This is a genomic window from Acinetobacter sp. LUNF3 (assembly GCF_022699605.1).
In the GTDB taxonomy this organism is placed as follows: Bacteria; Pseudomonadota; Gammaproteobacteria; order Pseudomonadales; family Moraxellaceae; genus Acinetobacter; species Acinetobacter johnsonii.
Genome location: NZ_CP093968.1, coordinates 1,089,945 through 1,111,071 on the forward strand (window position 1 = coordinate 1,089,945; position 21,127 = coordinate 1,111,071).

A 21,127-nucleotide genomic window follows, 5' to 3' on the forward strand; every position below is an offset into this window, starting at 1 on the left:
CAGCAGTGCTGCTCATCTTTTTCTAAGAGAGGAGAAAAGCCCTTCTTTTGTAAAGGGGAAGTCTCCCTTAACAAAGGGAGATTTAGAGGGATTAAAGAGATTAAAAACCGATTTCTAAAGAATATGTGGAGTTTTGAGCAATGTCTCATCAATCAGAACTGATTAGCCAAGATATCTTGGGCTATCTAAAACAACATGAAAATAAAGACTTATTGCGTTTTCTGACTTGCGGTAACGTCGATGATGGTAAGTCAACTTTAATTGGCCGTTTGCTTTACGATTCAAAATTGATTTATGAAGATCAATTGCAAGCAGTAACTCGTGACTCTAAAAAAGTCGGTACGACAGGCGATGCACCTGACTTAGCACTCCTTGTCGATGGTCTACAAGCTGAACGAGAGCAGGGTATTACCATTGATGTAGCTTATCGTTATTTCTCAACTGAAAAACGTAAGTTCATCATTGCTGACACACCGGGACATGAGCAATACACGCGTAACATGGCAACGGGTGCGTCGACTTGTGACCTTGCGATTATCTTGATTGATGCGCGTTATGGTGTACAAACTCAGACACGTCGTCATACTTATATTGCAAGCTTACTGGGCATTAAGAACATTATTGTTGCGATTAACAAAATGGACTTGGTTGAATTTTCTGAAGCGCGCTTCAATGAAATTCAGACAGAGTATGCAGGTTTTGTTGCACAACTCGGTGACCGTAAGCCAAACAACATTATCTTTACGCCTATTTCAGCATTGAATGGTGATAACGTTGTTAATAAATCACCAAATACGCCATGGTATACAGGCGAAACTTTGATGGGTACGCTTGAGTCTGTGGAAATTAACCGCAGTTCAGTGACCAACGATTTCCGTTTCCCTGTGCAATATGTCAATCGTCCAAACCTCGACTTCCGTGGTTTCTGCGGTACGGTTGCGCTGGGTGATGTATCAGTAGGTGATAAAATCGTGGCTTTACCATCGGGTAAGTCGTCGACGGTTAAAGAAATTGTCACTTATGATGGTAACTTAGAGCGTGCAATTGCAGGTCAAGCTATAACATTGACGCTGAATGACGAAATTGATATTTCGCGTGGTAACGTAATTGTGCGTGCGGATCAAGCGGCGCCAGAAATTTCGCGTTCGGTCAATGCCACTGTGGTTTGGATGGCAGATCAACCGCTGGTGATTGGTAAGTTGTATAACTTAAAAGTGGGTACGCAAACTGTTCCTGCAAAAGTCACTGCAATTAACTACCGTACCAATGTCAATACATTGGAAAAGGTACAAGTCGATAGCCTTGAGCTGAATGCCATTGCTAATGTCACCGTTGAGTTTGATGCGCCTGTCGTATTTGATCGCTACCAAGACAGTCGTTATACAGGTTCGTTTATCTTCATCGACCGTTTAAACAACGTGACGATTGGTGCGGGTATGGTGGAAGAGTCTGTGGAATGGTCTGCGCATAGCAACCCTGTCACAGCGGAAGACCGTGCTGCACGTTTAGGTCAAAAACCTGCTGCGGTAACTGTCTCTGCGAAAGCTCTAGAAAATGCACAAGCACTTGAAAACTTGTTGATTCAACAAGGTGTAGTTGCGATTGCGAAAGCGGGTCTAACTGCTGATCAGGTTGCACTAGTACGTGAAACAGGTGTGGTTGTGGTGACTGACCTTGTCGACGGCACAGATGTCGCATTCACTCAAGATGCGGTTGAAGAGCTAGCTGATAAAATTGTTGAATTGGTTCGTCTATAAGAGATTGAGCTGATTTGAAGGAACCCACCGTAAGGTGGGTTTTTTATTTCTATTTTAGATGGATAAATATTATTCAAATAAATAATATGATATTTCAATAAAAATTCAGTGCTATAGAATGCCTCTTTTGTAGAGGGGTATTATGAAAAAAATATTATTATTTATTGGTTTAACTTTAACTTTTGCTGCTGATGCTAAACAGCCCACGCAAAGTGATGAAGCGATTAAGAAGGAAATTATTCAACAATCGATACAAGCGTATTCGGGAAATTGTCCTTGTCCTTACAATACTGCAAGAAATGGAAGTCGGTGTGGTAAACGTAGTGCTTACAATCGAGTCGGTGGTGCTGCGCCACTGTGTTATCCAGAGGACGTGAGTGATCGTATGGTAAAAGAATTTAAAGGGCGAGCATAATTTAAGTTCGATTTACAAGGCTTGGAAAATGAAAGAAAACCTGCGGAGATACAGGTTTTCGATTTTGGTGAGGGATTAGACAAGCTTTAATTATTGAGATTGTTAATCGATTGGTTTTGTTAGGAAGTCTCATTATCTTTATTTAAGCGCTTTTTCAGTTTATTCACATAACGTTTAAATGGCCACGTAAACTGCTTCACAAAACTGTTTGGAATTTTATAGCCGACTGTGCCATATACACTGGCCAAATGATTAGGCATATAAATCGATTTAAAAATCACGTCATAAAGTGGAATAAAGGCTGCATAATTTTTATCAATCGCAGGCTTTTCGGAAGAATGATGCCAGTGGTGAAACTCAGGTGTTGCGATCAGCCAGCGCAGATAGGGAAAGCGAAAACGCACGTTGGAGTGAATAAAAATGGCATGGAAAGAAATAAAGACTAAATAAGCAAAGACCGCAGACGTATGAAAACCTAACAAGAAAATTGGTAAGGTTGCGATAAAACGGGTCATTAACACTTCAACGATGTGTAAGCGTGAAGAGGCTAGCCAGTCCATTTGTTCCGTTGAATGGTGAATGGCATGAAAGCGCCATAAAAAATTCACTTCATGCATCGCACGGTGTAACCAATAGGTGGTGAAGTCCACCACGATCAATAGCTCAATAAACTGTAACCAAATTGGCTGTGCCTGCACATAAGGCACAATCGGGTTGTCGGGAATGTGCGTGATCCAATACTGAATAGGCATGACCGTTAAAAACGAAAAAAGCTGAATGCCAATATGGCTAAACATGAAATATTTCATGTCTGTGACCCAGCCAACGCGCAGAATTTTCTGTTCAGTGTTCTTTGCAAAGAATCCTTCAAGTGGGATAAAAACCAAAGCAAGGATGATTAAGGTAATAACGAAATAATCAAAACCTGCATAAAAGGGTAGGGCTGGCAATGTCGGTGCTTTGATCAGTCCACAGCCTAAAATAGCTGCTAAAATGGTGATACACAAACCATAAAAACCATATTTATTCTGTTTAATGATCGCACTATAGGTACCAAAACCAGCACTAACGACGATACCGAACAGTAGGGTGTAGTAGAAAACATCATAGTGTTTGCTATATAGCGGGCGTAGTTTTGGTGTGGTGAGCACAGTGGGGAATAAAAAACATAAAGCAGCAAAAATACCCAAAAAGCCTAAGGAAACAGAAAGAAATGCACTGATCTTGCCTTGCCCAGCATTGAGTTGTAGGTTTTCAAATTTTTTTCTAAGTTGATCTGTCATTTTAATTTAATTCTGAATTTTAGGAGTTTTGTCAGAGTTCACTTGAGGGGGGTGAACGTGAAAACAGAGGTTAAATTTTAGCGGTATTGCAACTGTTCAGCAATCTTATCTAAAAATATCAAGTAATCCTTCACGGTTACCTATTTGATCTTAAATTTTGATGTTCTAGTTCAGGATTTGAGGTTGCAATCGTTAAAAAACAAATTAAGATATATCTTAATAATTTAAAGATGTATCTTACTTATGTCTAAAGCACAAAAAGTTGAACCCTTTGCTCATTTGGAAATAGCGCCAGTGTTACGTAAACAGCGCCTATTTGAAGCGGGTCAGATGAAACTTCTAGCCTTACATCTCATTTCATTCGCACCTAAATATGGCTATGACCTTATTAAAGAAGTGGGTGAAATTGTGGGTGGGGGCTATTGCCCAAGTGCAGGAACGATCTATCCAACCTTGAATTATTTGGAAGAGCAGCAGTTTGTTCAGGTCGCGTTAGATGATGCTGAGCGCAAGCAATACCGTATAACGGCCTTGGGTTTGAAGCATCTTGAGGTTGAGCAAGCAAATGTGGAAAAGATTTTATCTCGTTTCGATACGCGTAAAAAAATTCAAAATAATGAACAATATCTTGACATTAAACGTGCGATGGAAAACCTCAAAGCTTCCTTAAAGCTCAAGATACAACACAGTGCGCTGAGCGCTGAACAAATTCGTGTTATTGCAGAACAAATCGATCAAGCAGCGGTGAATATTGCACGTCTCTAGGAAAACAGAATGAAACAACATGCTTATGAAGTCACACTTAAACACATTGCGGATGCTCAAGGCAACCCATCGACCTATACCGATATTTTGAGTTTTAACAGCTATAACCACGACGATATTTTTAACGTGTTACAGGTGATTCAAAACAGTCAAATGCTGGATGATGAAGCAGCGAAATCATTTGCTGTTGGTTTAAAGCTCTTTAGTGAGGTGATGCTAGAGCATAAAAACCTTCCGCTCTTTAAAGATTTTATGCCACATTTTGGGCAGTTTATGAAAGCTTTAAAACAAACCGTTAAAACGCCAAGCCAAAGCTAATTTTTATTTACTCAGGTCGATTATGTTCAACACACTCCCTAAAATTCATATCAAACACTTAAATTGGTTAATGCCTTTATTGCTTTCAGGTCTCATGAGTGGTTCTATTTCTGGTTTTAACTTACTGTTAAATAAAGGCCTAGTGCATAATTTCTTCCATCTTTGGCTCAAAAGCTGGAGCTTATCTTGGTTGATTGCATTTCCTCTGATTATGGTATTTTTACCTTTGGTTCGTAAATTTCTAATGCAGTTTGTATCTTTGCCTGATCAGCCACGCAACTGACATACCTGTGCTTTTCATTTGGCCCGAATCGTTCTAAGTAATGTTTGAGAGGGATGTCGAGAGCGGTCCCAGCTTGCTTTTTTTATCAATGATCAGCGCTATCACGCAGCAAAATAGTCTTCAGACTATACATAAGTACGGTGTTATTCATTTCAATTTATTTCTATGATCAAATAGGTCTATGAAACTTGAAAAATATTGCAAGAGTTAGGAATAAATCATGTCACAAACAACGATGCAACAGGTCATTATTACAGAGCCGGGGGGTGTGGATAAGCTGGCATATGAAACAGTGACGATCCCTGAAGCAAAAGCAGATGAGGTTCTGGTTAAGGTCCATGCGTTTGGTATTAACCGTCCAGATATTTTACAGCGTCAAGGTTTATATCCAATGCCGCCTGGGGTAACACAAGTGCCGGGGCTTGAGGTTGCAGGTGAGGTCGTTGCAATTGGAGCTGAAGTTACCCAGTTTAAATTAGGCGATAAAGTTTGTGGTTTGACCAATGGTGGTGGTTATGCAGAGTATTGTGTGGTTCCACAAAGCCAAACTTTACATATTCCAGAAAATGTAAGCTTTGTGGAAGCGGCGGCTATTCCTGAAACTTTTTTTACGGTCTGGGCGAATGTGTTCCAAATGGGTAAAGCCAAAGCAGGGGAAGTGGTGTTGGTACATGGTGGAACCAGTGGTATTGGCACCACGGCACTCATGCTATGTAAAGCATTGGGCATTAAAACCTTTGCAACCGTCGGCAGCGATGAAAAAGTACAAGCTATTGCGAATTTGACAGATGCCATCAATTATAAAACCCAAGACTTTGAACACGAGATCAATGAGAAAACGGATAATGCGGGTGTTGATGTTATTTTAGATATGGTGGGTGCACCGTATTTAGAAAAGAATTTGAACTTGCTCCGCCGCGATGGACGTTTGGTTTATATTGCCTTTTTAGGTGGTGCAAAAGCCAAAGAGGTTAAGTTGGGGCAAATTATGATGAAGCGCTTAACCATCACGGGTTCGACCATGCGTGCACGAAATACGGCTGAGAAGGCTGAGATTGCACAAGGTTTACAAGATCATGTAGCACCACTATGGGCCAAAGGCCAGTGCTTGCCAATGATTTATCAAACTTTTGAGTTCGATCAGATTCAAGCAGCGCATGCGTGCATGGATACGGGTGAGCACGTGGGTAAAGTTGTGGTAAAAATTCTGTAATATTTCTATAGTATAAAAAGTAGAGCTGACCTAGTGTCAGCTTTTCTTTTGTCTAAAATTTTCCAAAAAATAAAAATAATGTACTGAAAACAGAAAATAATTTCACAAAGATTAAAAAATGATAACTGTTCGACACAACCTGTCAAAACCGTGGTGTAAATTTGCAACTAAATTTAAACCTAACAAATTTACGTGGTTTTAAATGAAAAATAAAACAGAAAAGAGGGTTGTCATGAAAATTTTATCGACATCATATACACATGCACATGGTTTCCGTGCGCTCAAGCGCTTGCATAAGGCGGTTATCTATAATAGTGTTTTACCTGATGAGTTACACAAGTTGTATAAAGCCTTAATTCATTTTGAGCGCTATATAGAGCGATTAGCGCATCAGCAAACCGCTGTAAAGAAGAAGAAATCTAACAAACATTGATCACTTTTGTTGACAAAAACATGACATAGCTTGAAAGCTAATCGTTTGTCTTTTACTTAATATTATTCAGTGACTTATATTGAATATAATGCTTAGGCATTTAACTATAAATAAAGACACAACATTGATTGTGCAGCGAGGGCAATATGAAGCGTAAAGCTTCAACACATGAACGCCTTGCGGAGCGTTTAGCAAATATTTTGACTAAATTAAATACTGGGTATCAATTGGGGGTTGCAGAACTAGCACATGAATTTCAGGTGAGTACTCGGACAATAGAGCGAGATTTTGACCGTCTCAATACATATTTGCCTTTACTTCAAGATGAATATACCAAGAAATACTTTTTAGATCCTGTTTATCTTGGGCGCTTTAAGCTACAAGACATTCAGAACTTTGCGCATCTTTCTGGGATCAGTGAGCTCTATCCATCTCTAGATATGTCTTTTCTACGTGGCCTGCTTGATGAGCGTGCGAATCAAGTGTTCTCTGCCAAAGGTTATTATTATGAAAATGCACAGCAATTTGCTGAACATTTTCAGGTTTTTGCGGGCGCGATTCATAAGCGTCAAAAAATCAGTTTTATTTATAATGATCGTTTGCGCCATGTTGACCCGTATCGTTTAATTCATCATCAGGGAAGTTGGTATTTGGCTGCAGCTGTAGCTGATGAATTACGTGCTTATCGTTTAAGTAAAATAGATCAGGTGGTTGTACATGAGTCGGAGCTTTTCGAGCACCATTTAGAAGTTTTGATCCAATTAGAGCTCAGTGAGGGGATTTGGTTTGCAAAGCATAAGCAAACGGTGAAAATATCGGTTCGACCTGAAGTTGCTTTATATTTTAAGCAACGTCTGTTATTGCCAGAGCAACAAATCGTACTAGAAGATGCATCAGGTGGTTTATTAATTGATTGTCAAATTTGCCATGAAATGCAACTTTTACCTTTGGTGCGTTATTGGATTCCATACATTAAAATTATTGAGCCAGCTCATTTTCAAGAAAAATTAGAACAAGATCTGCAACATTACTTATTACCACCCTTATCGTGATAAACAAATGAGATATTACTTTTAAGAGAGTCAATGTGCTCTCTTTTTTTTGTGCATTGTATTGTGACACTTTTCTGTAGGCATAAAAAAACCAGCTTAACGCTGGGTTCTTTATATGCACCATACTTAGAAGTATAAGAATGGTGCCCGAGGCCAGACTCGAACTGGCACGCTTTGTGGGCGGGGGATTTTAAATCCCCTGTGTCTACCGATTTCACCACTCGGGCTTTAACAAGATGGAGGCGGAGGTCGGAATCGAACCGGCGTCCACGGAGTTGCAGTCCGCTGCATGACCACTCTGCCACCCCGCCGCGTCTTGTTGATGCGTATATTAGCAAGCTCTGAAAAAAAAACAATAGTGCTTTCATTCGTATGCGCATAAAAACAGCATATAGCGAAAAATATTTAAAATTATCATGTATTATGTGCAAAATTGATTCATATCAACACTTGGAGATGTGCCGTGGCATTAGTTTTAGATGGTCGTGCATTGGCAAAACAAATTGAAGCTGACTTGTTAACTCGCGTTGAAGCGCTCAAAGCAAAATCAGGTCGTACCCCAATTCTTGCGACTATTTTGGTGGGTGACGATGGCGCATCTGCAACTTATGTACGTATGAAAGGAAATGCCTGTCGTCGTGTTGGTATGGACTCACTTAAAGTTGAACTGCCAAAAGAGACCACCACTGAACAATTGTTGGCTGAAATTGAAAAACTGAATGCAAATCCTGATGTTCACGGTATTTTACTTCAGCATCCAGTGCCAGAACAAATTGATGAGCGTGCATGTTTTGATGCCATCTCTCTTGCAAAAGATGTGGATGGTGTAACGTGTCTTGGTTTTGGTCGTATGGCTATGGGTGAGGCAGCATATGGTTCTGCGACGCCTGCAGGTATTATGACTATTTTGCAAGAAAACAATATCGAAATTGCTGGAAAGCATGCTGTTGTTGTAGGACGTTCTGCAATTTTGGGTAAGCCAATGGCTGCGATGTTACTTCAAGCCAATGCGACCGTAACGATCTGCCACTCACGTACTCAGAACTTAGCTGACTTTGTGAAACAAGCCGATATTATCGTGGGCGCGGTTGGTAAGGCGGAATTGATTCAAAAAGATTGGATCAAACAAGGTGCAGTGGTTGTTGATGCTGGTTTCCATCCACGTGATGTTGGTGGTGTAGGCGACATTCAATTGGTCGGTATTGAAGAAGTGGCTTCTGCGTACACACCAGTTCCAGGTGGCGTGGGCCCAATGACGATTACGGCACTAATTCGTCAAACGGTTGAAGCGGCTGAGAAAGCTTTAGGTTAATTTGATTGATATGAGTCACGACGGAGTCTTTTCGTTGTAACTATTGATGTAAGTAGCTCGTATGTTACTTTTGTTTCGGCAAAAGTAACCAAAACCATTGCCATCTACAGAACTCGACATATTTAATCGTTGATTTAATATGTCGCAGAAACATTAATTATTTAATGATGGTCTGCCTCGAACAGCTGTAGATGGCATATCGTGTATCAAATTATCGTTGTAAATTCTAATAAGTTTTAAAGGCTTATCTATGAGCTGTACTTTCCAATTCCCTAAAGCCCCAGATCATTTACTTCAAGCCTTGCATGAAGTGATTCCACAGTGTGAATTGCTTGCGCAACAGCTTCCTGAAACATCTATTTCGCTGTGGCTCATTCCTCCTGTATTTCCAACCGATAAACTGGATGATGAAATCATTCGCCGTATTTGGAATGAAACGCCATATTGGATCTTTTGTTGGGCTTCAGGCCTAGCCATGGCGCAGTGGTTACTGGCGGAGCCTCATCATGTCAAAGATAAGGTAGTATTGGATTTTGGCGCAGGTTCAGGTGTGGTGGCGATTGCAGCCAAAATGGCGGGCGCAAAACGAGTGATTTGTTGCGATATTGATGCAGTTAGTCTCGATGCTTGCCGTGCCAATGCGGAACTCAATAAAGTAGAGCTAGAGTATTTGGATGACTTGTATCAATCTGAACAGGTCGATGTTCTATTGGCTGCCGATGTTTTATATGACCGATGTAATCGTTTCTTTTTAGATGAGTTTTTAAAGTTTGCACCTGAGGTTTGGGTGGCAGATAGTCGGATTAAAAATTTTAGTCATCCGCAATACATAAAGCTCGATGAGCGTAGTGCCACAACTTGGCCAGATCTAGATGAGTCACCAGAGTTTCGCAATGTGAGTTTTTATCGAACTTTGAATGTTCAAAAAGGGCACTAAGCCCTTTTTTATATATCAGAAGGTCTTAAGAGCAGGTATAGCGTACAACATGGAGTGTGCTTGGTCGTGCTTCAAGTGACTCGCGTGTTGCAAAGTTTTCACCTTGGTGTAAGTCGGGTGTATTGCTTAATCCAAAAGTGGCACGGCTTTGACCAATTTGGCGGCCATATTCGGGAACATCCGCTGCGGTGTTTGGTATTTCATTAATACTTAAAATCGCCAATTTATAATTTTTTTGTGAACCTAAAACTTTTTGGCAAGCACGTTGTAATTTGTTTTCATCGAGTTGCTGGTTCTTACGAGCAGCAAGCGTATAAGCAAGGGTAGCGCTCGACGCTGATTGATGTTCAATTTGATAACCAACATTGCCATTGTATTGGCGAGGCGTGCTTTGACATGCAGATACTGCTAAAACGATACAGCTTAAGCCTAAAAGTTTATACGTATTTTTCATATAAAAAGTTCCTAACATTATTCTTGTTCTTAGTATGCCATACACAGGTGTAATTCACGATAATTCAATCGATCAAGTTTTGGTAAAAAAATTGATCAAACATAAAAAATGCCTTCATTCGAGAAGGCATTTTTTATGTTTAACTTCTTAACTTACATGCTTACTTTAAGCATCAATGATCGGTAATCATGCTGTGCTTTTTGGTGTCTTTCATAAAGATGTAGGTCAGTAGAGATAAACCAATCATGAAGGTGATGTAGTAAAAGAAGTAGTTTTCATGTCCTGCATTTTTAAAGCTCAACGCCACAAGCTCTGCTGTGCCACCAAAGATGGTATTTGCAATCGCATAAGGTAGGGCAACCCCTAGTGCACGAATATGTGCTGGAAAGAGCTCTGCTTTGACTACGGCATTAATTGCGGTATAACCTGTCACAATCACCATACCGCTCATACATAACATGAATGCGGTTGTTGGGCTGTTGGTTGAACCAAGACCGTTGAAAATTGGAATCGTGAACAGTACACCCAATACGCCAAAAGTGATCATAATTGGTTTACGACCAATTTTATCAGACAGCGCACCCACCACAGGTTGTAATAGCATGAAGACAAATATTGCTGCTGTGGTGATCTCTGTTGCTGCAGTTTTCTCAAAACCTGAGGTGTTAACCAAGTATTTTTGTAAATACGTGGTAAAGGTATTGAATGCCAGCGTTCCACCCGCAGTCAGCATAATCACAGTGAACGCTTGCTTTGGATATTTGGTAAATAAAGCAAGTGCACTAGATTTTGGGCCACCATTTTTAGCCTGTTCTTGTGCATCTTTTGAAGATTGGGTTTCAACCAAACCACGACGAATCCAGAACACCACAATGGCAAGTACAGCCCCAATGAAGAATGGAATACGCCAGCCCCATTCAGATAACTGTGCTTCGCTCATGGTGCGTTGTAAAATGATCAGCACACACAGTGCCAAGAGCTGACCTGAAATGAGAGTCACATACTGAAAACTAGAGAAGAAACCACGATGGTTTTTTCCAGCCATTTCCGTTAAATAGGTTGCGCTTGAACCGTACTCTCCACCAACACTTAAACCTTGCAATAAACGGGCAAAGAGTAATAAGGCAGGTGCGAGCATACCCACACTGGCATAGGTAGGTGCACAGGCAATAATCAAAGATCCCACACACATTAAAGATACAGACAGGGTAAGACCTGATTTACGTCCTTTACGGTCTGCATAAATACCCATGATCCACGCGCCAATAGGGCGCATCAGGAAGCCCAGTGCAAAGACGGCAGCAGCTTGTAAAAGTTTTACCGTGTCATCCCCTTCAGGGAAAAACTGTGGCGCGAAATATAAGGTAAATGCGGCATAGACATACCAGTCATACCATTCAACTAAGTTGCCAGCTGAACCACCGAGAATCGATTTTAAACGGGTCTTTTTATCGATGCTTACTGGAGCAGTTTGGGGAGATAGATCAGTCACAAAAATTTCCCAAAGAGAAGTTCGGAAAATACATCTTTTAACTGTTTAAGTAGAAAAAGTTAAAACAATATATTTTAAGATTAAACAAAAAATTCTGTTTCGTTATACGCCCCTTATCCTTGGACTTCATTCGACTTTAGTCTAAATGTTGTTATGATTTATATGCTGTTAAGTTTTTCTAATGAATATCTTTATTTTAATGGAAAATTATCATTTTACTTATCTAAAACAAACTCTTGTGATTTTTTAATGTGTGAATAGTCAATTAAAATACAAGTGGTTATGGTGCTTTTTTATTTTATAGTGAATGTTGATTTTTAGAAAAGAAAGTGTTTTTTAGCTTGGAAATTAGTCGATTTTTCACTGAATAGTCAAAATTAAAAATTAAATTGTAAAAATAGATGCGGTTATTAATTTATTTAGAGTAACGAATTTTCTCTGATTTGACTGGCTTTGGAATATGACAAGGTTGGATTTTGATGTTAAGTTTAGCGTGAAGAACAAAAATAACACAATAACTCAACGAGAGAGGTGAATATGCAAGACACAGATGCCATTTATGATATTGCCGTTGTGGGCGCGGGCATCAATGGGGTGGGCATTGCAAACGATGCTGTAGGGCGTGGTTTAAGTGTTTTTGTCTGTGAAAAAGATGATTTAGCCAGTCATACGTCTTCAGCCAGTAGCAAGCTCATTCATGGTGGATTGCGTTATCTCGAACAGAAAGAATTTCGTTTGGTGCGTGAAGCGTTATTAGAGCGTGAAGTACTGTTAAAAAAAGCCCCACATTTGATCCATCCTATGCGTTTTATTATGCCGCATTTACCTTATTTACGTCCGGCGTGGCTGATTCGTTCAGGCTTATTTATCTATGACTATTTGGCAAAACGAGAAACATTAGAGGGTTCAGAGCTTGTTCATTTTAATGTCGATAGCCCGCTAAAAGATACGATTAAACGTGGTTTCGAATATTCAGACTGTACTGTAGATGATGCGCGTTTGGTGGTGGTTAATGCAATCCAAGCACATGAGCTGGGGGCTCAAATTCGAACACAAACGCGATGCGTTTCTGCGGTTCAGCAGGAGGGTGTGTGGTGTCTAACCTTAGAGCATCAAAAACAACACTATCAAATTAAAGCTCGAAGCTTAGTCAATGCAACGGGTGCATGGGTCACAGATTTTATTCAACAACAACTGTTCCAGACACCAAAGGCGGGTATTCGATTGGTTCAGGGCAGTCATATCATTGTGAAGCGTTTATACCCGGAACCGCATGCGTTTATTCTACAAAATGACGATCAACGCATTGTGTTTGTGATTCCTTATTTAGATGAATACAGCCTGATTGGTACCACGGACGTAGAGTTTGAGGGGGATGCAAATCATGTCCATATCACCGAGCAGGAAACGGCTTATTTGATTGATGTGATTAATGACCATTTCAAGCTTCAATTACAGCAAGAAGATGTAATCTCAAGCTTTGCAGGTGTAAGGGCATTGTATGATGATGCAAGTACACAAGCCTCTAAAGTGACACGTGATTATGTACTAGCAATGTCTAAACCTGTTGCGGATGAAGCACCATTATTATCTGTTTATGGTGGAAAGTTAACGACTTATCGAAAGTTGGCGGAAGCAGCTTTGCTACAGCTAAAACGTTATTTTCCACACATGAAGGCGGAATGGACGGCTGGGGCAAAACTCCCGGGTGCGGAAGGTTTTAGTTCAGTCGAAGTTTTATGTGCAGAGCTACTACATGAAATTAAAGGACTGGATTTTCAAACAGCGCATCGTTGGGCAAACAGTTATGGTAGTCGAGTGTGGCATATGCTCAGTGAGAACAAAGATGTACAAACTTTAGGGCAGTGTTTTGGCCATGGTTTGTATCAGCAAGAAGTGGATTATGTGGTGAAACGTGAGTGGGCCATCAGCAGTGAAGATATTTTAAAACGACGGACTAAACTGTATTTAAAATTTGATGCACTAGAAACTCAAGCTTTAGACATCTATTTGCAGGATTTACACCTGCGTCGTATGCAGGGGGATGCTGCATAATGTTAAGCATGTGTAATGGATACAGTTGATTTCGTTCAATTAAAAAGCCGCCATCGCGGCTTTTTTAGATTTAAATTTCGATACCGCCGAGCTGTTTACAGTCTACAGGTGTCTTCCATTTTACAGCCGTTCCCCAAACGACAGGGCGAACAATACGCCAAGGCCAAAAGCCAAATCGTTGGCTGGCATTGTAGTTAATGACGACGTTACCACCGACTTGATGTGCACGTTCAGCAAAACGCGGATAGAGTTCAACCACACTGCCATAAGTGCCTTTAGCGACTTTGATGCGCTTTTTGATTTCAAATTGAGTTGAATCAGGTGTGCCTTTGATTGCGCAAACATGCAGTGCTGGCTGAGTTGTTGCTACTTCTGTTTGAGCCATAACTAGGCTTGATAGACCCATTAGACCAATTGTGAGTATGAGTTTTTTAAGCATGAATTACCCCTTGATAAATTTTTGTTGAGTTATAAAGTTTTAAAATTATAAATAGATTAAAAAAAGACCGCTTACGCGGTCTTTTTTTGGCTTAATTTAAAGATTAAGCAGATTGCTTAACAGCATCTAAAAGTTCGTTTTGACGAGCTTTAAGTGCTGCTGGTAGGCGTTCACCAAGTTTGTCGAATAGCTCAGTATGGCTTTCAAGCTCTTTGATCCATTGATCTTTGTCTTGAGAAGTCACAAGGTCAAATTGGGCTTTAGTGAAGTCAGAACCTGTCCAGTTCAACTGTTCATAAGTTGGAACTAAACCAATTGGTGTTTCAACTGCATCAGCACGGCCTTCACAACGGTCAATAATCCACTCAAGAACACGCATGTTTTGACCGAAACCAGGCCATACGAAGTTGCCTTCAGCATCACGACGGAACCAGTTCACGTTGTAGATGCCTGGAAGTTTGTTGCCCGCAGCTTTAGCTTTCGCTGCAACTTCTTCACCAAGCTCTAACCAGTGAGAGAAGTAATCCGCCATGTTGTAACCCGCAAATGGAAGCATTGCGAATGGGTCACGACGAACAATACCTTGTTGGCCAACGGCAGCTGCAGTTGTTTCAGAGCCCATAGTTGCAGCTTTGTAAACACCATCTACCCAGTCAAATGCTTCTGAAATTAGAGGCACTGTGTCCGCACGGCGACCACCAAAGATGAACGCTGAAATTGGAACACCGGCTGGATTTTCCCAGTCAGCATCAATAGAAGGACATTGACCAGCTGAAACAGTGAAGCGCGCATTTGGATGAGCCGCTTTTTCTGCGCCAGTGTGAGGTTGACCTTTCCAGTTGGTCAGGTTAGCAGGTGCTTCTTTAGTTAGACCTTCCCACCATACTTCACCATTGTCAGTTACCGCAACGTTGGTATAGATGACATCTTTAGTCAATGTTGCCATGCAGTTCGGGTTGGTCTTGGTATTTGTACCAGGCGCTACACCGAAGAAGCCTGCTTCTGGGTTGATTGCGTATAAGCGACCGTCTTCACCTGGTTTGATCCAAGCAATATCGTCACCAACAGTTTCAATTTTCCAACCTTCGTAGCCTGCTGGTGGAATCAACATTGCGAAGTTTGTTTTACCACAAGCAGAAGGGAATGCTGCTGCGATGTAGTGTTTTTCACCTTGAGGATTAGTCACACCAAGAATCAGCATATGTTCTGCTAACCAACCTTGTTGACGACCCATAGAAGACGCAATACGTAAAGCTAAGCATTTTTTACCTAACAATGCGTTACCGCCGTAACCAGAACCGTAAGACCAGATTTCACGTGTTTCTGGGTAATGCACGATGTATTTTTCATGGTTGCAAGGCCATGCAACATCTTTTTCGCCATCAGCAAGCGGCGCACCAACAGTATGTACGCAAGGAATAAATTCACCATCTGTACCAAGAACGTCATAAACAGCTTTACCCATGCGAGCCATTTTAGACATGCTAACTGCTACATAATGAGAGTCAGTTAATTCGATACCAATGTGCGCAATATGAGAACCTAATGGACCCATAGAGAACGGTACTACATATAAAGTACGACCTGCCATTGAACCGTCAAACAAACCATTTAGGCGAGCACGCATTTCAGCAGGCTCTTCCCAGTTGTTTGTTGCACCAGCATCTTCTTGTTTTTCAGAGCAGATGTAAGTACGACCTTCAACACGAGCAACGTCAGAAGGATCAGAATTAGCAAGATAAGAACCAGGATGCGTTTCTTGGTTAAGCGCTTGCATTGTGCCGTTAGCGATCATCAAGTTGATATAACGTTGATATTCTTCTTCGCTGCCGTCACACCATTCAATTTTCGCTGGTTTTGTTAATTTTGCAATTTCTTCCACCCACGCAATAAGCTTAGGGTGACGAACGAATTCTGGTGCGTTCACTTGGGTCATGGTGAGGCCTATCTCAAATATGTACACGTTTGTACAAAGTACAATCTCAGCAATAAAATTTACTGCAGAGATGAAAAGATGAAAAAAAAGTGGCTGTATTAAAGCATAATTTGATAAAAAAAATAAGACCAAAGGCGTATCTAAATTATGAACAGTTCGATGGGGTTGCTTCATTTTAACTATTAAAAAACAATAGTTTGGTTTGATTTTTTGCTTTTATTTTGTGTATTTATTATATTTATGAGGATTATTCATTTAAGATATTAGTATTAAAATCATGTATTTGCATTTATTTTGTGATTGAGATTTATTATTGATTAAATAAATGGTAGTCATTTGAATTTTACATAACAAAACTGTTAAGTGTTGAATATTTGGATAAAAATAGAGCAATTACTTCAAGTTTAGGTGCAAAATGTCAGAGCAACTCAAACCTTTATCACTTATTTATAATAAAAAATCAGGTTTTCATGCCGCAAATAAAGATGAAGTATATGAACAGTTGGTAGCAGATCTGAGTACCGCGGGTTTTGAAATACAGTCATTTGAGTTAAGTGAGTGCATGAACTTTGATCAGATGATGCAAGAGATTTTACTACGCCATCGTCAAGCGGAAAATGTAGGGGTCGTGGTTGCTGCAGGTGGGGATGGTACTTTAAATGCAGTTGCATCTAAATTGATGGGAACGGATATTCCCATGGGGATTTTGCCTCTAGGTACCTTTAACTATGTTGCGCGAGTGTTGAATATTCCGTTGGATTTATTAGAAGCGGCCAAAGCCATTAGTGAAGGGCAGCCACGTTCTGTACATGTGGCACAGTTCAATCAACATATATATCTGAACAATGCCAGTTTAGGGCTTTATCCTTTATTTATTCAAAAAAGAGAACAGTTTAATAAGCATTTTGGACGTTTTCCATTGCATGCGTATACCTCGGCATTGGATGTTCTCATCCGCGACCGTAAAGAGTTAAAACTTGAAATGGAAGTCGATGGACAACGCTATCCAGTGAAAACGTCATTGATTTTCTTTGGCAATAACCAACTTCAACTTGCTGAAATGAAACTACGTATTGCCGAGGCGGCGGAAGCAGGCAAAGTGGCGGGCGTGGTAGTAGCAAAAAGTGATAAGCGGACTTTGTTCAAGACCTTATGGCAGTTGATTAAAGGCAATTTGGATCAGGCTTCCGATGTCTATAGCTTTGCAGCAGATGAAGTGATTGTTCATTCGAAGCGTAATAAGCTCACGGTTGCGGTAGATGGAGAAATTGTCACGATGACACCACCGCTGAAAATTACAGTACGTAAGCATGCGCTGAATATCATGGTTCCCGCATGATTTTACATTTGTCAGATTTACACTTTGGGACCGAACGCGAAGCCTGTTTGCAGGCCATTCGTCAGTTATGTGAGGAACATCCTTTTGAAGCCGTAGTGGTCAGTGGGGACTTGACCCAACGTGCGCGGTTTATTCAGTTTTATGCTTGTCGGCAGTTTTTAGACAGTTTAAAGCTGCCGTATTTGGTGGTGCCGGGGAATCATGATATTCCGCTGTACCATGTGTGGAATCGGTTTTTCAGCCCTTTTGCACGTTATCAACTGTTTTTTGGGGGGATGGAAAACACCTTAGAAACTGAACATTTTTATGTCATTGGAGTGAATAGTATTCGTCGGCGCTACCATACACGAGGGCACATTTCACTGAGCCAAATTCAAGAGATTGACCTGAAGTTGCAGCAAGCACCTGCACACAAAATTAAACTGATCGCCGCGCATCAGCCTTTTTATACTCCACCAGACCATAGTCATGGTGTGAAAGACTGTCCAATGCTTGGTCGTATTGCGTTGGAGCAATGGAGCCAGCATGGTTTAAATGGACTCTTACATGGGCATTTACACCACGCTGCCGTTTATGATTTGAATCAGATTTATCAACTTGGGGTATCGCATCCGGTGCTGGATATTCATGCAGGAACGGCAACGTCTTATCGTTTACATGCGGGCTTGCCCAATAGCTTGAATATTATTTTACCGAATGCCGATGTACAACATTTGAGCTTTAACGCTGCAACCAATCGCTTCGAGTTGATGCAGCAAAATACCTCAGATTGAATCGAGTGTCTAAACTTTGATGAGGTTTGCTTAAAAAGAGCGCAAAAATATAAAAATATTTTGTGTTTGCCCTTGAAGCGTTTTATTCCATCCCCACAAAAGTGTCATATCAAAATTTTGTTGATGACCTAGGAATAAGAAGTCATCTTCACATCGTAAACAACGGCATTTTGAAAATGTCTATGGAGCAAGAAATGAGCAAAATTCGTCCTTTACATGACAACGTTGTGATTCGCCGCGTAGAAAAGGAAACTAAAACTGCAGGTGGTTTAATTTTGAGTACTTCTGCTGCTGAACAGCCAGCTCAAGGTGAAATCATTGCAGTAGGTAATGGCAAAATTACAGACAATGGCGTTCGTGCTTTAGACGTAAAAGTGGGCGACAATGTACTGTTTGGTGCATATGCAGGCACTAAAGTTAAAGTTGAAGGCGAAGAACTTCTTGTGATGAAAGAGTCTGATATTTTAGCGGTTCTTGAAGGTTAATTCAGAACGTTCATTTGCTGTTTAAGCAATACAATTGATTAAAATTTAAGAATATTTGGAGTTTAGTATGTCAGCTAAAGACGTAAAATTTGGTGATTCAGCTCGTTCTAAAATGATTGCAGGCGTAAACGTGCTTGCAGATGCTGTAAAAGTAACTTTAGGTCCTAAAGGCCGTAACGTTGTGATCGACCGTTCTTTCGGTGCGCCGCACATCACTAAAGATGGTGTAACGGTTGCGAAAGAAATTTCTCTAAAAGACAAATTTGAGAACATGGGCGCTCAATTGGTTCGTGAAGTATCTTCTAAAACCAATGACATCGCGGGTGACGGTACAACAACTGCAACTGTACTAGCTCAAGCAATTTTAAATGAAGGCATCAAGTCTGTAACAGCGGGCATGAACCCAATGGACTTGAAACGCGGTATTGACCTGGCTGTTAAAGCATTGGTTGCTGAAATTAAAGCAACAGCAAAACCGGCTTCTGATACTAAAGCGATTGAACAAGTGGGTTCAATCTCTGCAAACTCTGACGAAACAGTAGGTAAACTCATTGCACAAGCAATGGAACGCGTAGGTAAAGAAGGCGTGATTACCGTTGAAGAAGGTTCAGGCTTTGAAGATGCTTTGGACGTTGTTGAAGGTATGCAGTTTGACCGTGGTTATATCAGCCCATACTTTGCAAACAAACAAGACACATTAACGGCTGAACTTGAAAATCCGTTCATCTTGCTTGTTGACAAAAAAATCAGCAACATCCGTGAATTAATTACTGTACTTGAAGCTGTAGCTAAAACAGGTAAACCACTTTTAATCATCGCTGAAGATGTTGAAGGTGAGGCCTTAGCTACACTTGTTGTTAACAACATGCGCGGAATTATCAAAGTATGTGCGGTTAAAGCACCTGGTTTTGGTGACCGTCGTAAAGCAATGTTACAAGACATCGCGATCTTGACGGGCGCGACTGTGATTTCTGAAGAAGTTGGCATGACTTTAGAGCAAGCTTCTCTTCAAGATTTAGGTACAGCGCACAAAATTACGGTATCTAAAGAAAACACTGTGATTGTTGACGGTGCTGGTGATGCAGCTCAAATTGCTGAACGTGTGACTCAAATCCGCGCGCAAATTGAAGAATCATCTTCAGAATACGACAAAGAAAAACTTCAAGAACGTGTTGCTAAATTGGCAGGCGGTGTAGCTGTAATCAAAATTGGTGCAGCGACTGAAGTTGAAATGAAAGAGAAGAAAGACCGTGTAGACGATGCGCTTCATGCAACACGTGCTGCGGTTGAAGAAGGTGTGGTTGCTGGTGGTGGTGTTGCACTGGTACGTGCTGCAGCTGCGCTTGATGGCGTAAATGGTGCGAATGACGATCAAAATGTAGGTATTAACATTTTACGTCGTGCGATTGAAGCACCACTTCGTCAAATCGTTGCCAATGCGGGTGATGAGCCTTCAGTTGTCATCAACGCTGTGAAAAATGGCGAAGGTAACTTCGGTTATAACGCTGCGACTTCTGAGTATGGCGATATGCTAGAAATGGGTATTCTTGACCCTGCGAAAGTAACGCGTTCCGCACTTGAACACGCTGCATCTGTAGCAGGTTTAATGTTGACAACTGAATGTATGATTACTGATGTTCCAGAAGACAAGCCAGCGATGCCTGATATGGGCGGCATGGGTGGTATGGGCGGAATGATGTAATTCTACCCCTAATTAAATAAGTGTTTGTAATTTATTCATAGTTACTCACATATATTTGAAAAAGAAAAAGGTCGCTCAATGAGCGGCCTTTTTTATTGTACTTTTTGATGTTTCTGACTGTGTCAAAAAACAAAAGATAAGACGGAGACGAGTCAGTGCATTAGGTATGAATGGAGCATTTAAAAATTCATTACTCAGCTTCGCTATTTATTAAAGTAGTCTATGTTGAAATTCTAAAAGTGAAGCTTCACTTTTTATAAAATACGTCTGGTTTAGGTTTAACTGAATGGTGTTTAGATTCGAACGATGACGTAGTTCAAGTATATAACGACCATAAAAAATGCAATTACCATTCTTTTGAGTGGTTTTTCTATTTTCAAAGTTTGATAACGTGCTCTACCAAGCAATGCAACTGTGTGAGATGGGTCAGTATTTTTCAGTATGCCAAAATTGGAATTGGCTGTTGATTTTTACTCTTACACAGTGGTTTTGCTGATGAAAATTAAGCTTAGGGATAAGAAGAGAATGAATTATAAAACATTGAAATTATCAAAAGATTTGCAAGGTCATCATATAGCAGCCTTCCTGTTGCATGTTTAACGGCAACGGTCACTCTGGTTAATCCATTCAAAAGAAAAAATGGCTTGGGTCTTTAGCTGACTTCATGCAGTGAATGGAATGAAA

20 protein-coding genes and 2 tRNA genes are annotated in these 21,127 nt (G+C 40.6%); 15 read left to right on the forward strand and 7 right to left on the reverse strand.

The features are described 5' to 3' along the window. The first annotated feature begins 140 nt into the window (after positions 1-140). On the forward strand, positions 141-1,757 hold the full coding sequence (gene cysN, locus MN200_RS05290; protein ID WP_125274038.1) for a sulfate adenylyltransferase subunit CysN: 1,617 nt from the start codon (positions 141-143) through the stop codon (positions 1,755-1,757). A gap of 142 nt (positions 1,758-1,899) precedes the next feature. Next, on the forward strand, positions 1,900-2,172 hold the full coding sequence (locus MN200_RS05295) for a hypothetical protein (protein WP_125274037.1): 273 nt from the start codon (positions 1,900-1,902) through the stop codon (positions 2,170-2,172). 119 nt (positions 2,173-2,291) lie between these two features. Here the strand turns inward: MN200_RS05295 and MN200_RS05300 are convergent, their stop codons facing one another. Continuing rightward, complete coding sequence (locus MN200_RS05300; RefSeq protein WP_125274036.1) at positions 2,292-3,455, reverse strand: sterol desaturase family protein; 1,164 nt, start codon at positions 3,453-3,455, stop codon at positions 2,292-2,294. Positions 3,456-3,698: 243 nt separating this feature from the next. Here MN200_RS05300 and MN200_RS05305 point away from each other — a divergent pair, with 243 nt between their 5' ends. The 6 genes from MN200_RS05305 (at position 3,699) to MN200_RS05330 (ending at position 7,519) form a co-directional block, all read left to right on the forward strand. Then, the gene (locus tag MN200_RS05305) at positions 3,699-4,220 is read left to right on the forward strand and encodes a PadR family transcriptional regulator (RefSeq protein ID WP_125274035.1); all 522 of its coding nucleotides are present in this window, start codon (positions 3,699-3,701) and stop codon (positions 4,218-4,220) included. Between the two features lie 9 nt (positions 4,221-4,229). Then, positions 4,230-4,538 (forward strand): DUF3861 domain-containing protein, encoded by a 309-nt coding sequence (locus MN200_RS05310; protein ID WP_178928869.1) that lies wholly within the window; start codon positions 4,230-4,232, stop codon positions 4,536-4,538. A 22-nt stretch (positions 4,539-4,560) separates the two neighbouring features. Continuing rightward, the gene (locus MN200_RS05315; protein ID WP_004694355.1) at positions 4,561-4,821 is read left to right on the forward strand and encodes a DUF2798 domain-containing protein; all 261 of its coding nucleotides are present in this window, start codon (positions 4,561-4,563) and stop codon (positions 4,819-4,821) included. A gap of 220 nt (positions 4,822-5,041) precedes the next feature. Continuing rightward, entirely contained in the window at positions 5,042-6,034 is a 993-nt protein-coding gene (locus MN200_RS05320; protein WP_148826441.1) for an NAD(P)H-quinone oxidoreductase, read from the forward strand. 232 nt (positions 6,035-6,266) lie between these two features. Further along, positions 6,267-6,467: a hypothetical protein gene (locus tag MN200_RS05325; RefSeq protein WP_004980994.1), complete on the forward strand. Its 201-nt coding sequence runs from the start codon at positions 6,267-6,269 to the stop codon at positions 6,465-6,467. Between the two features lie 146 nt (positions 6,468-6,613). Continuing rightward, positions 6,614-7,519: a WYL domain-containing protein gene (locus tag MN200_RS05330; protein WP_242760235.1), complete on the forward strand. Its 906-nt coding sequence runs from the start codon at positions 6,614-6,616 to the stop codon at positions 7,517-7,519. A gap of 141 nt (positions 7,520-7,660) precedes the next feature. On the opposite strand, the gene MN200_RS05335 is transcribed toward MN200_RS05330, so the two are convergent. Both MN200_RS05335 and MN200_RS05340 read right to left on the reverse strand, forming a co-directional pair. After that, positions 7,661-7,746: transfer RNA gene (locus tag MN200_RS05335), tRNA-Leu, on the reverse strand. 10 nt (positions 7,747-7,756) lie between these two features. Next, positions 7,757-7,830, reverse strand: a tRNA-Cys gene (locus MN200_RS05340). Between the two features lie 152 nt (positions 7,831-7,982). On the opposite strand from MN200_RS05340, the gene folD reads away from it, so the two are divergent. Further along, positions 7,983-8,831, forward strand: coding sequence for a bifunctional methylenetetrahydrofolate dehydrogenase/methenyltetrahydrofolate cyclohydrolase FolD (gene folD, locus MN200_RS05345; protein WP_234303866.1), 849 nt, complete (start codon positions 7,983-7,985; stop codon positions 8,829-8,831). A gap of 250 nt (positions 8,832-9,081) precedes the next feature. Next, positions 9,082-9,768, forward strand: a complete 687-nt coding sequence (locus MN200_RS05350; protein ID WP_242760236.1) for a 50S ribosomal protein L11 methyltransferase — start codon at positions 9,082-9,084, stop codon at positions 9,766-9,768. A 25-nt stretch (positions 9,769-9,793) separates the two neighbouring features. Here MN200_RS05350 and MN200_RS05355 read toward each other — a convergent pair whose 3' ends face one another. Both MN200_RS05355 and MN200_RS05360 read right to left on the reverse strand, forming a co-directional pair. Continuing rightward, positions 9,794-10,222 carry a hypothetical protein gene (locus tag MN200_RS05355; RefSeq protein ID WP_242760237.1) on the reverse strand — a complete coding sequence of 143 codons (429 nt, stop codon included), beginning with the start codon at positions 10,220-10,222 and terminating at the stop codon, positions 9,794-9,796. 172 nt (positions 10,223-10,394) lie between these two features. Next, a complete protein-coding gene (locus MN200_RS05360) occupies positions 10,395-11,714 on the reverse strand; it encodes an MFS transporter (protein WP_242760238.1) in 1,320 nt (439 codons plus the stop codon). A 537-nt stretch (positions 11,715-12,251) separates the two neighbouring features. Between MN200_RS05360 and glpD the strand changes: the two genes are divergently transcribed. Next, the gene (glpD, locus tag MN200_RS05365) at positions 12,252-13,769 is read left to right on the forward strand and encodes a glycerol-3-phosphate dehydrogenase (RefSeq protein ID WP_242760240.1); all 1,518 of its coding nucleotides are present in this window, start codon (positions 12,252-12,254) and stop codon (positions 13,767-13,769) included. 70 nt (positions 13,770-13,839) lie between these two features. Here glpD and MN200_RS05370 read toward each other — a convergent pair whose 3' ends face one another. Together MN200_RS05370 and MN200_RS05375 are read right to left on the reverse strand one after the other, a co-directional pair. Beyond that, a complete protein-coding gene (locus MN200_RS05370) occupies positions 13,840-14,208 on the reverse strand; it encodes a hypothetical protein (RefSeq protein ID WP_183173992.1) in 369 nt (122 codons plus the stop codon). A 103-nt stretch (positions 14,209-14,311) separates the two neighbouring features. Then, the gene (locus tag MN200_RS05375) at positions 14,312-16,144 is read right to left on the reverse strand and encodes a phosphoenolpyruvate carboxykinase (GTP) (protein ID WP_242760242.1); all 1,833 of its coding nucleotides are present in this window, start codon (positions 16,142-16,144) and stop codon (positions 14,312-14,314) included. Between the two features lie 415 nt (positions 16,145-16,559). Here MN200_RS05375 and MN200_RS05380 point away from each other — a divergent pair, with 415 nt between their 5' ends. The 4 genes from MN200_RS05380 to groL all read left to right on the forward strand — a co-directional run bounded on the left by MN200_RS05380 (position 16,560) and on the right by groL (position 20,443). Further along, positions 16,560-17,483, forward strand: a complete 924-nt coding sequence (locus MN200_RS05380; RefSeq protein WP_242760243.1) for a diacylglycerol kinase family protein — start codon at positions 16,560-16,562, stop codon at positions 17,481-17,483. Further along, entirely contained in the window at positions 17,480-18,256 is a 777-nt protein-coding gene (locus MN200_RS05385) for a metallophosphoesterase (protein ID WP_078425453.1), read from the forward strand. Before MN200_RS05380 ends, MN200_RS05385 begins: the two co-directional genes overlap by 4 nt. Positions 18,257-18,450: 194 nt before the next feature. Then, on the forward strand, positions 18,451-18,741 hold the full coding sequence (locus tag MN200_RS05390) for a co-chaperone GroES (RefSeq protein ID WP_010326285.1): 291 nt from the start codon (positions 18,451-18,453) through the stop codon (positions 18,739-18,741). Between the two features lie 67 nt (positions 18,742-18,808). Beyond that, positions 18,809-20,443 (forward strand): chaperonin GroEL, encoded by a 1,635-nt coding sequence (gene groL, locus MN200_RS05395; protein WP_004694331.1) that lies wholly within the window; start codon positions 18,809-18,811, stop codon positions 20,441-20,443. The last annotated feature ends 684 nt before the right edge of the window (positions 20,444-21,127 follow it).

Coding starts and splice junctions, on each gene's coding strand:
- cysN (WP_125274038.1), top strand. CDS start 141: ATGTCTCATCAATCAGAACTGATTAGCCAAGATATCTTGGGCTATCTA.
- MN200_RS05295 (WP_125274037.1), top strand. CDS start 1,900: ATGAAAAAAATATTATTATTTATTGGTTTAACTTTAACTTTTGCTGCT.
- MN200_RS05300 (WP_125274036.1), bottom strand. CDS start 3,455: ATGACAGATCAACTTAGAAAAAAATTTGAAAACCTACAACTCAATGCT.
- MN200_RS05305 (WP_125274035.1), top strand. CDS start 3,699: ATGTCTAAAGCACAAAAAGTTGAACCCTTTGCTCATTTGGAAATAGCG.
- MN200_RS05310 (WP_178928869.1), top strand. CDS start 4,230: ATGAAACAACATGCTTATGAAGTCACACTTAAACACATTGCGGATGCT.
- MN200_RS05315 (WP_004694355.1), top strand. CDS start 4,561: ATGTTCAACACACTCCCTAAAATTCATATCAAACACTTAAATTGGTTA.
- MN200_RS05320 (WP_148826441.1), top strand. CDS start 5,042: ATGTCACAAACAACGATGCAACAGGTCATTATTACAGAGCCGGGGGGT.
- MN200_RS05325 (WP_004980994.1), top strand. CDS start 6,267: ATGAAAATTTTATCGACATCATATACACATGCACATGGTTTCCGTGCG.
- MN200_RS05330 (WP_242760235.1), top strand. CDS start 6,614: ATGAAGCGTAAAGCTTCAACACATGAACGCCTTGCGGAGCGTTTAGCA.
- MN200_RS05350 (WP_242760236.1), top strand. CDS start 9,082: ATGAGCTGTACTTTCCAATTCCCTAAAGCCCCAGATCATTTACTTCAA.
- MN200_RS05355 (WP_242760237.1), bottom strand. CDS start 10,222: ATGAAAAATACGTATAAACTTTTAGGCTTAAGCTGTATCGTTTTAGCA.
- glpD (WP_242760240.1), top strand. CDS start 12,252: ATGCAAGACACAGATGCCATTTATGATATTGCCGTTGTGGGCGCGGGC.
- MN200_RS05370 (WP_183173992.1), bottom strand. CDS start 14,208: ATGCTTAAAAAACTCATACTCACAATTGGTCTAATGGGTCTATCAAGC.
- MN200_RS05375 (WP_242760242.1), bottom strand. CDS start 16,144: ATGACCCAAGTGAACGCACCAGAATTCGTTCGTCACCCTAAGCTTATT.
- MN200_RS05380 (WP_242760243.1), top strand. CDS start 16,560: ATGTCAGAGCAACTCAAACCTTTATCACTTATTTATAATAAAAAATCA.
- MN200_RS05385 (WP_078425453.1), top strand. CDS start 17,480: ATGATTTTACATTTGTCAGATTTACACTTTGGGACCGAACGCGAAGCC.
- MN200_RS05390 (WP_010326285.1), top strand. CDS start 18,451: ATGAGCAAAATTCGTCCTTTACATGACAACGTTGTGATTCGCCGCGTA.
- groL (WP_004694331.1), top strand. CDS start 18,809: ATGTCAGCTAAAGACGTAAAATTTGGTGATTCAGCTCGTTCTAAAATG.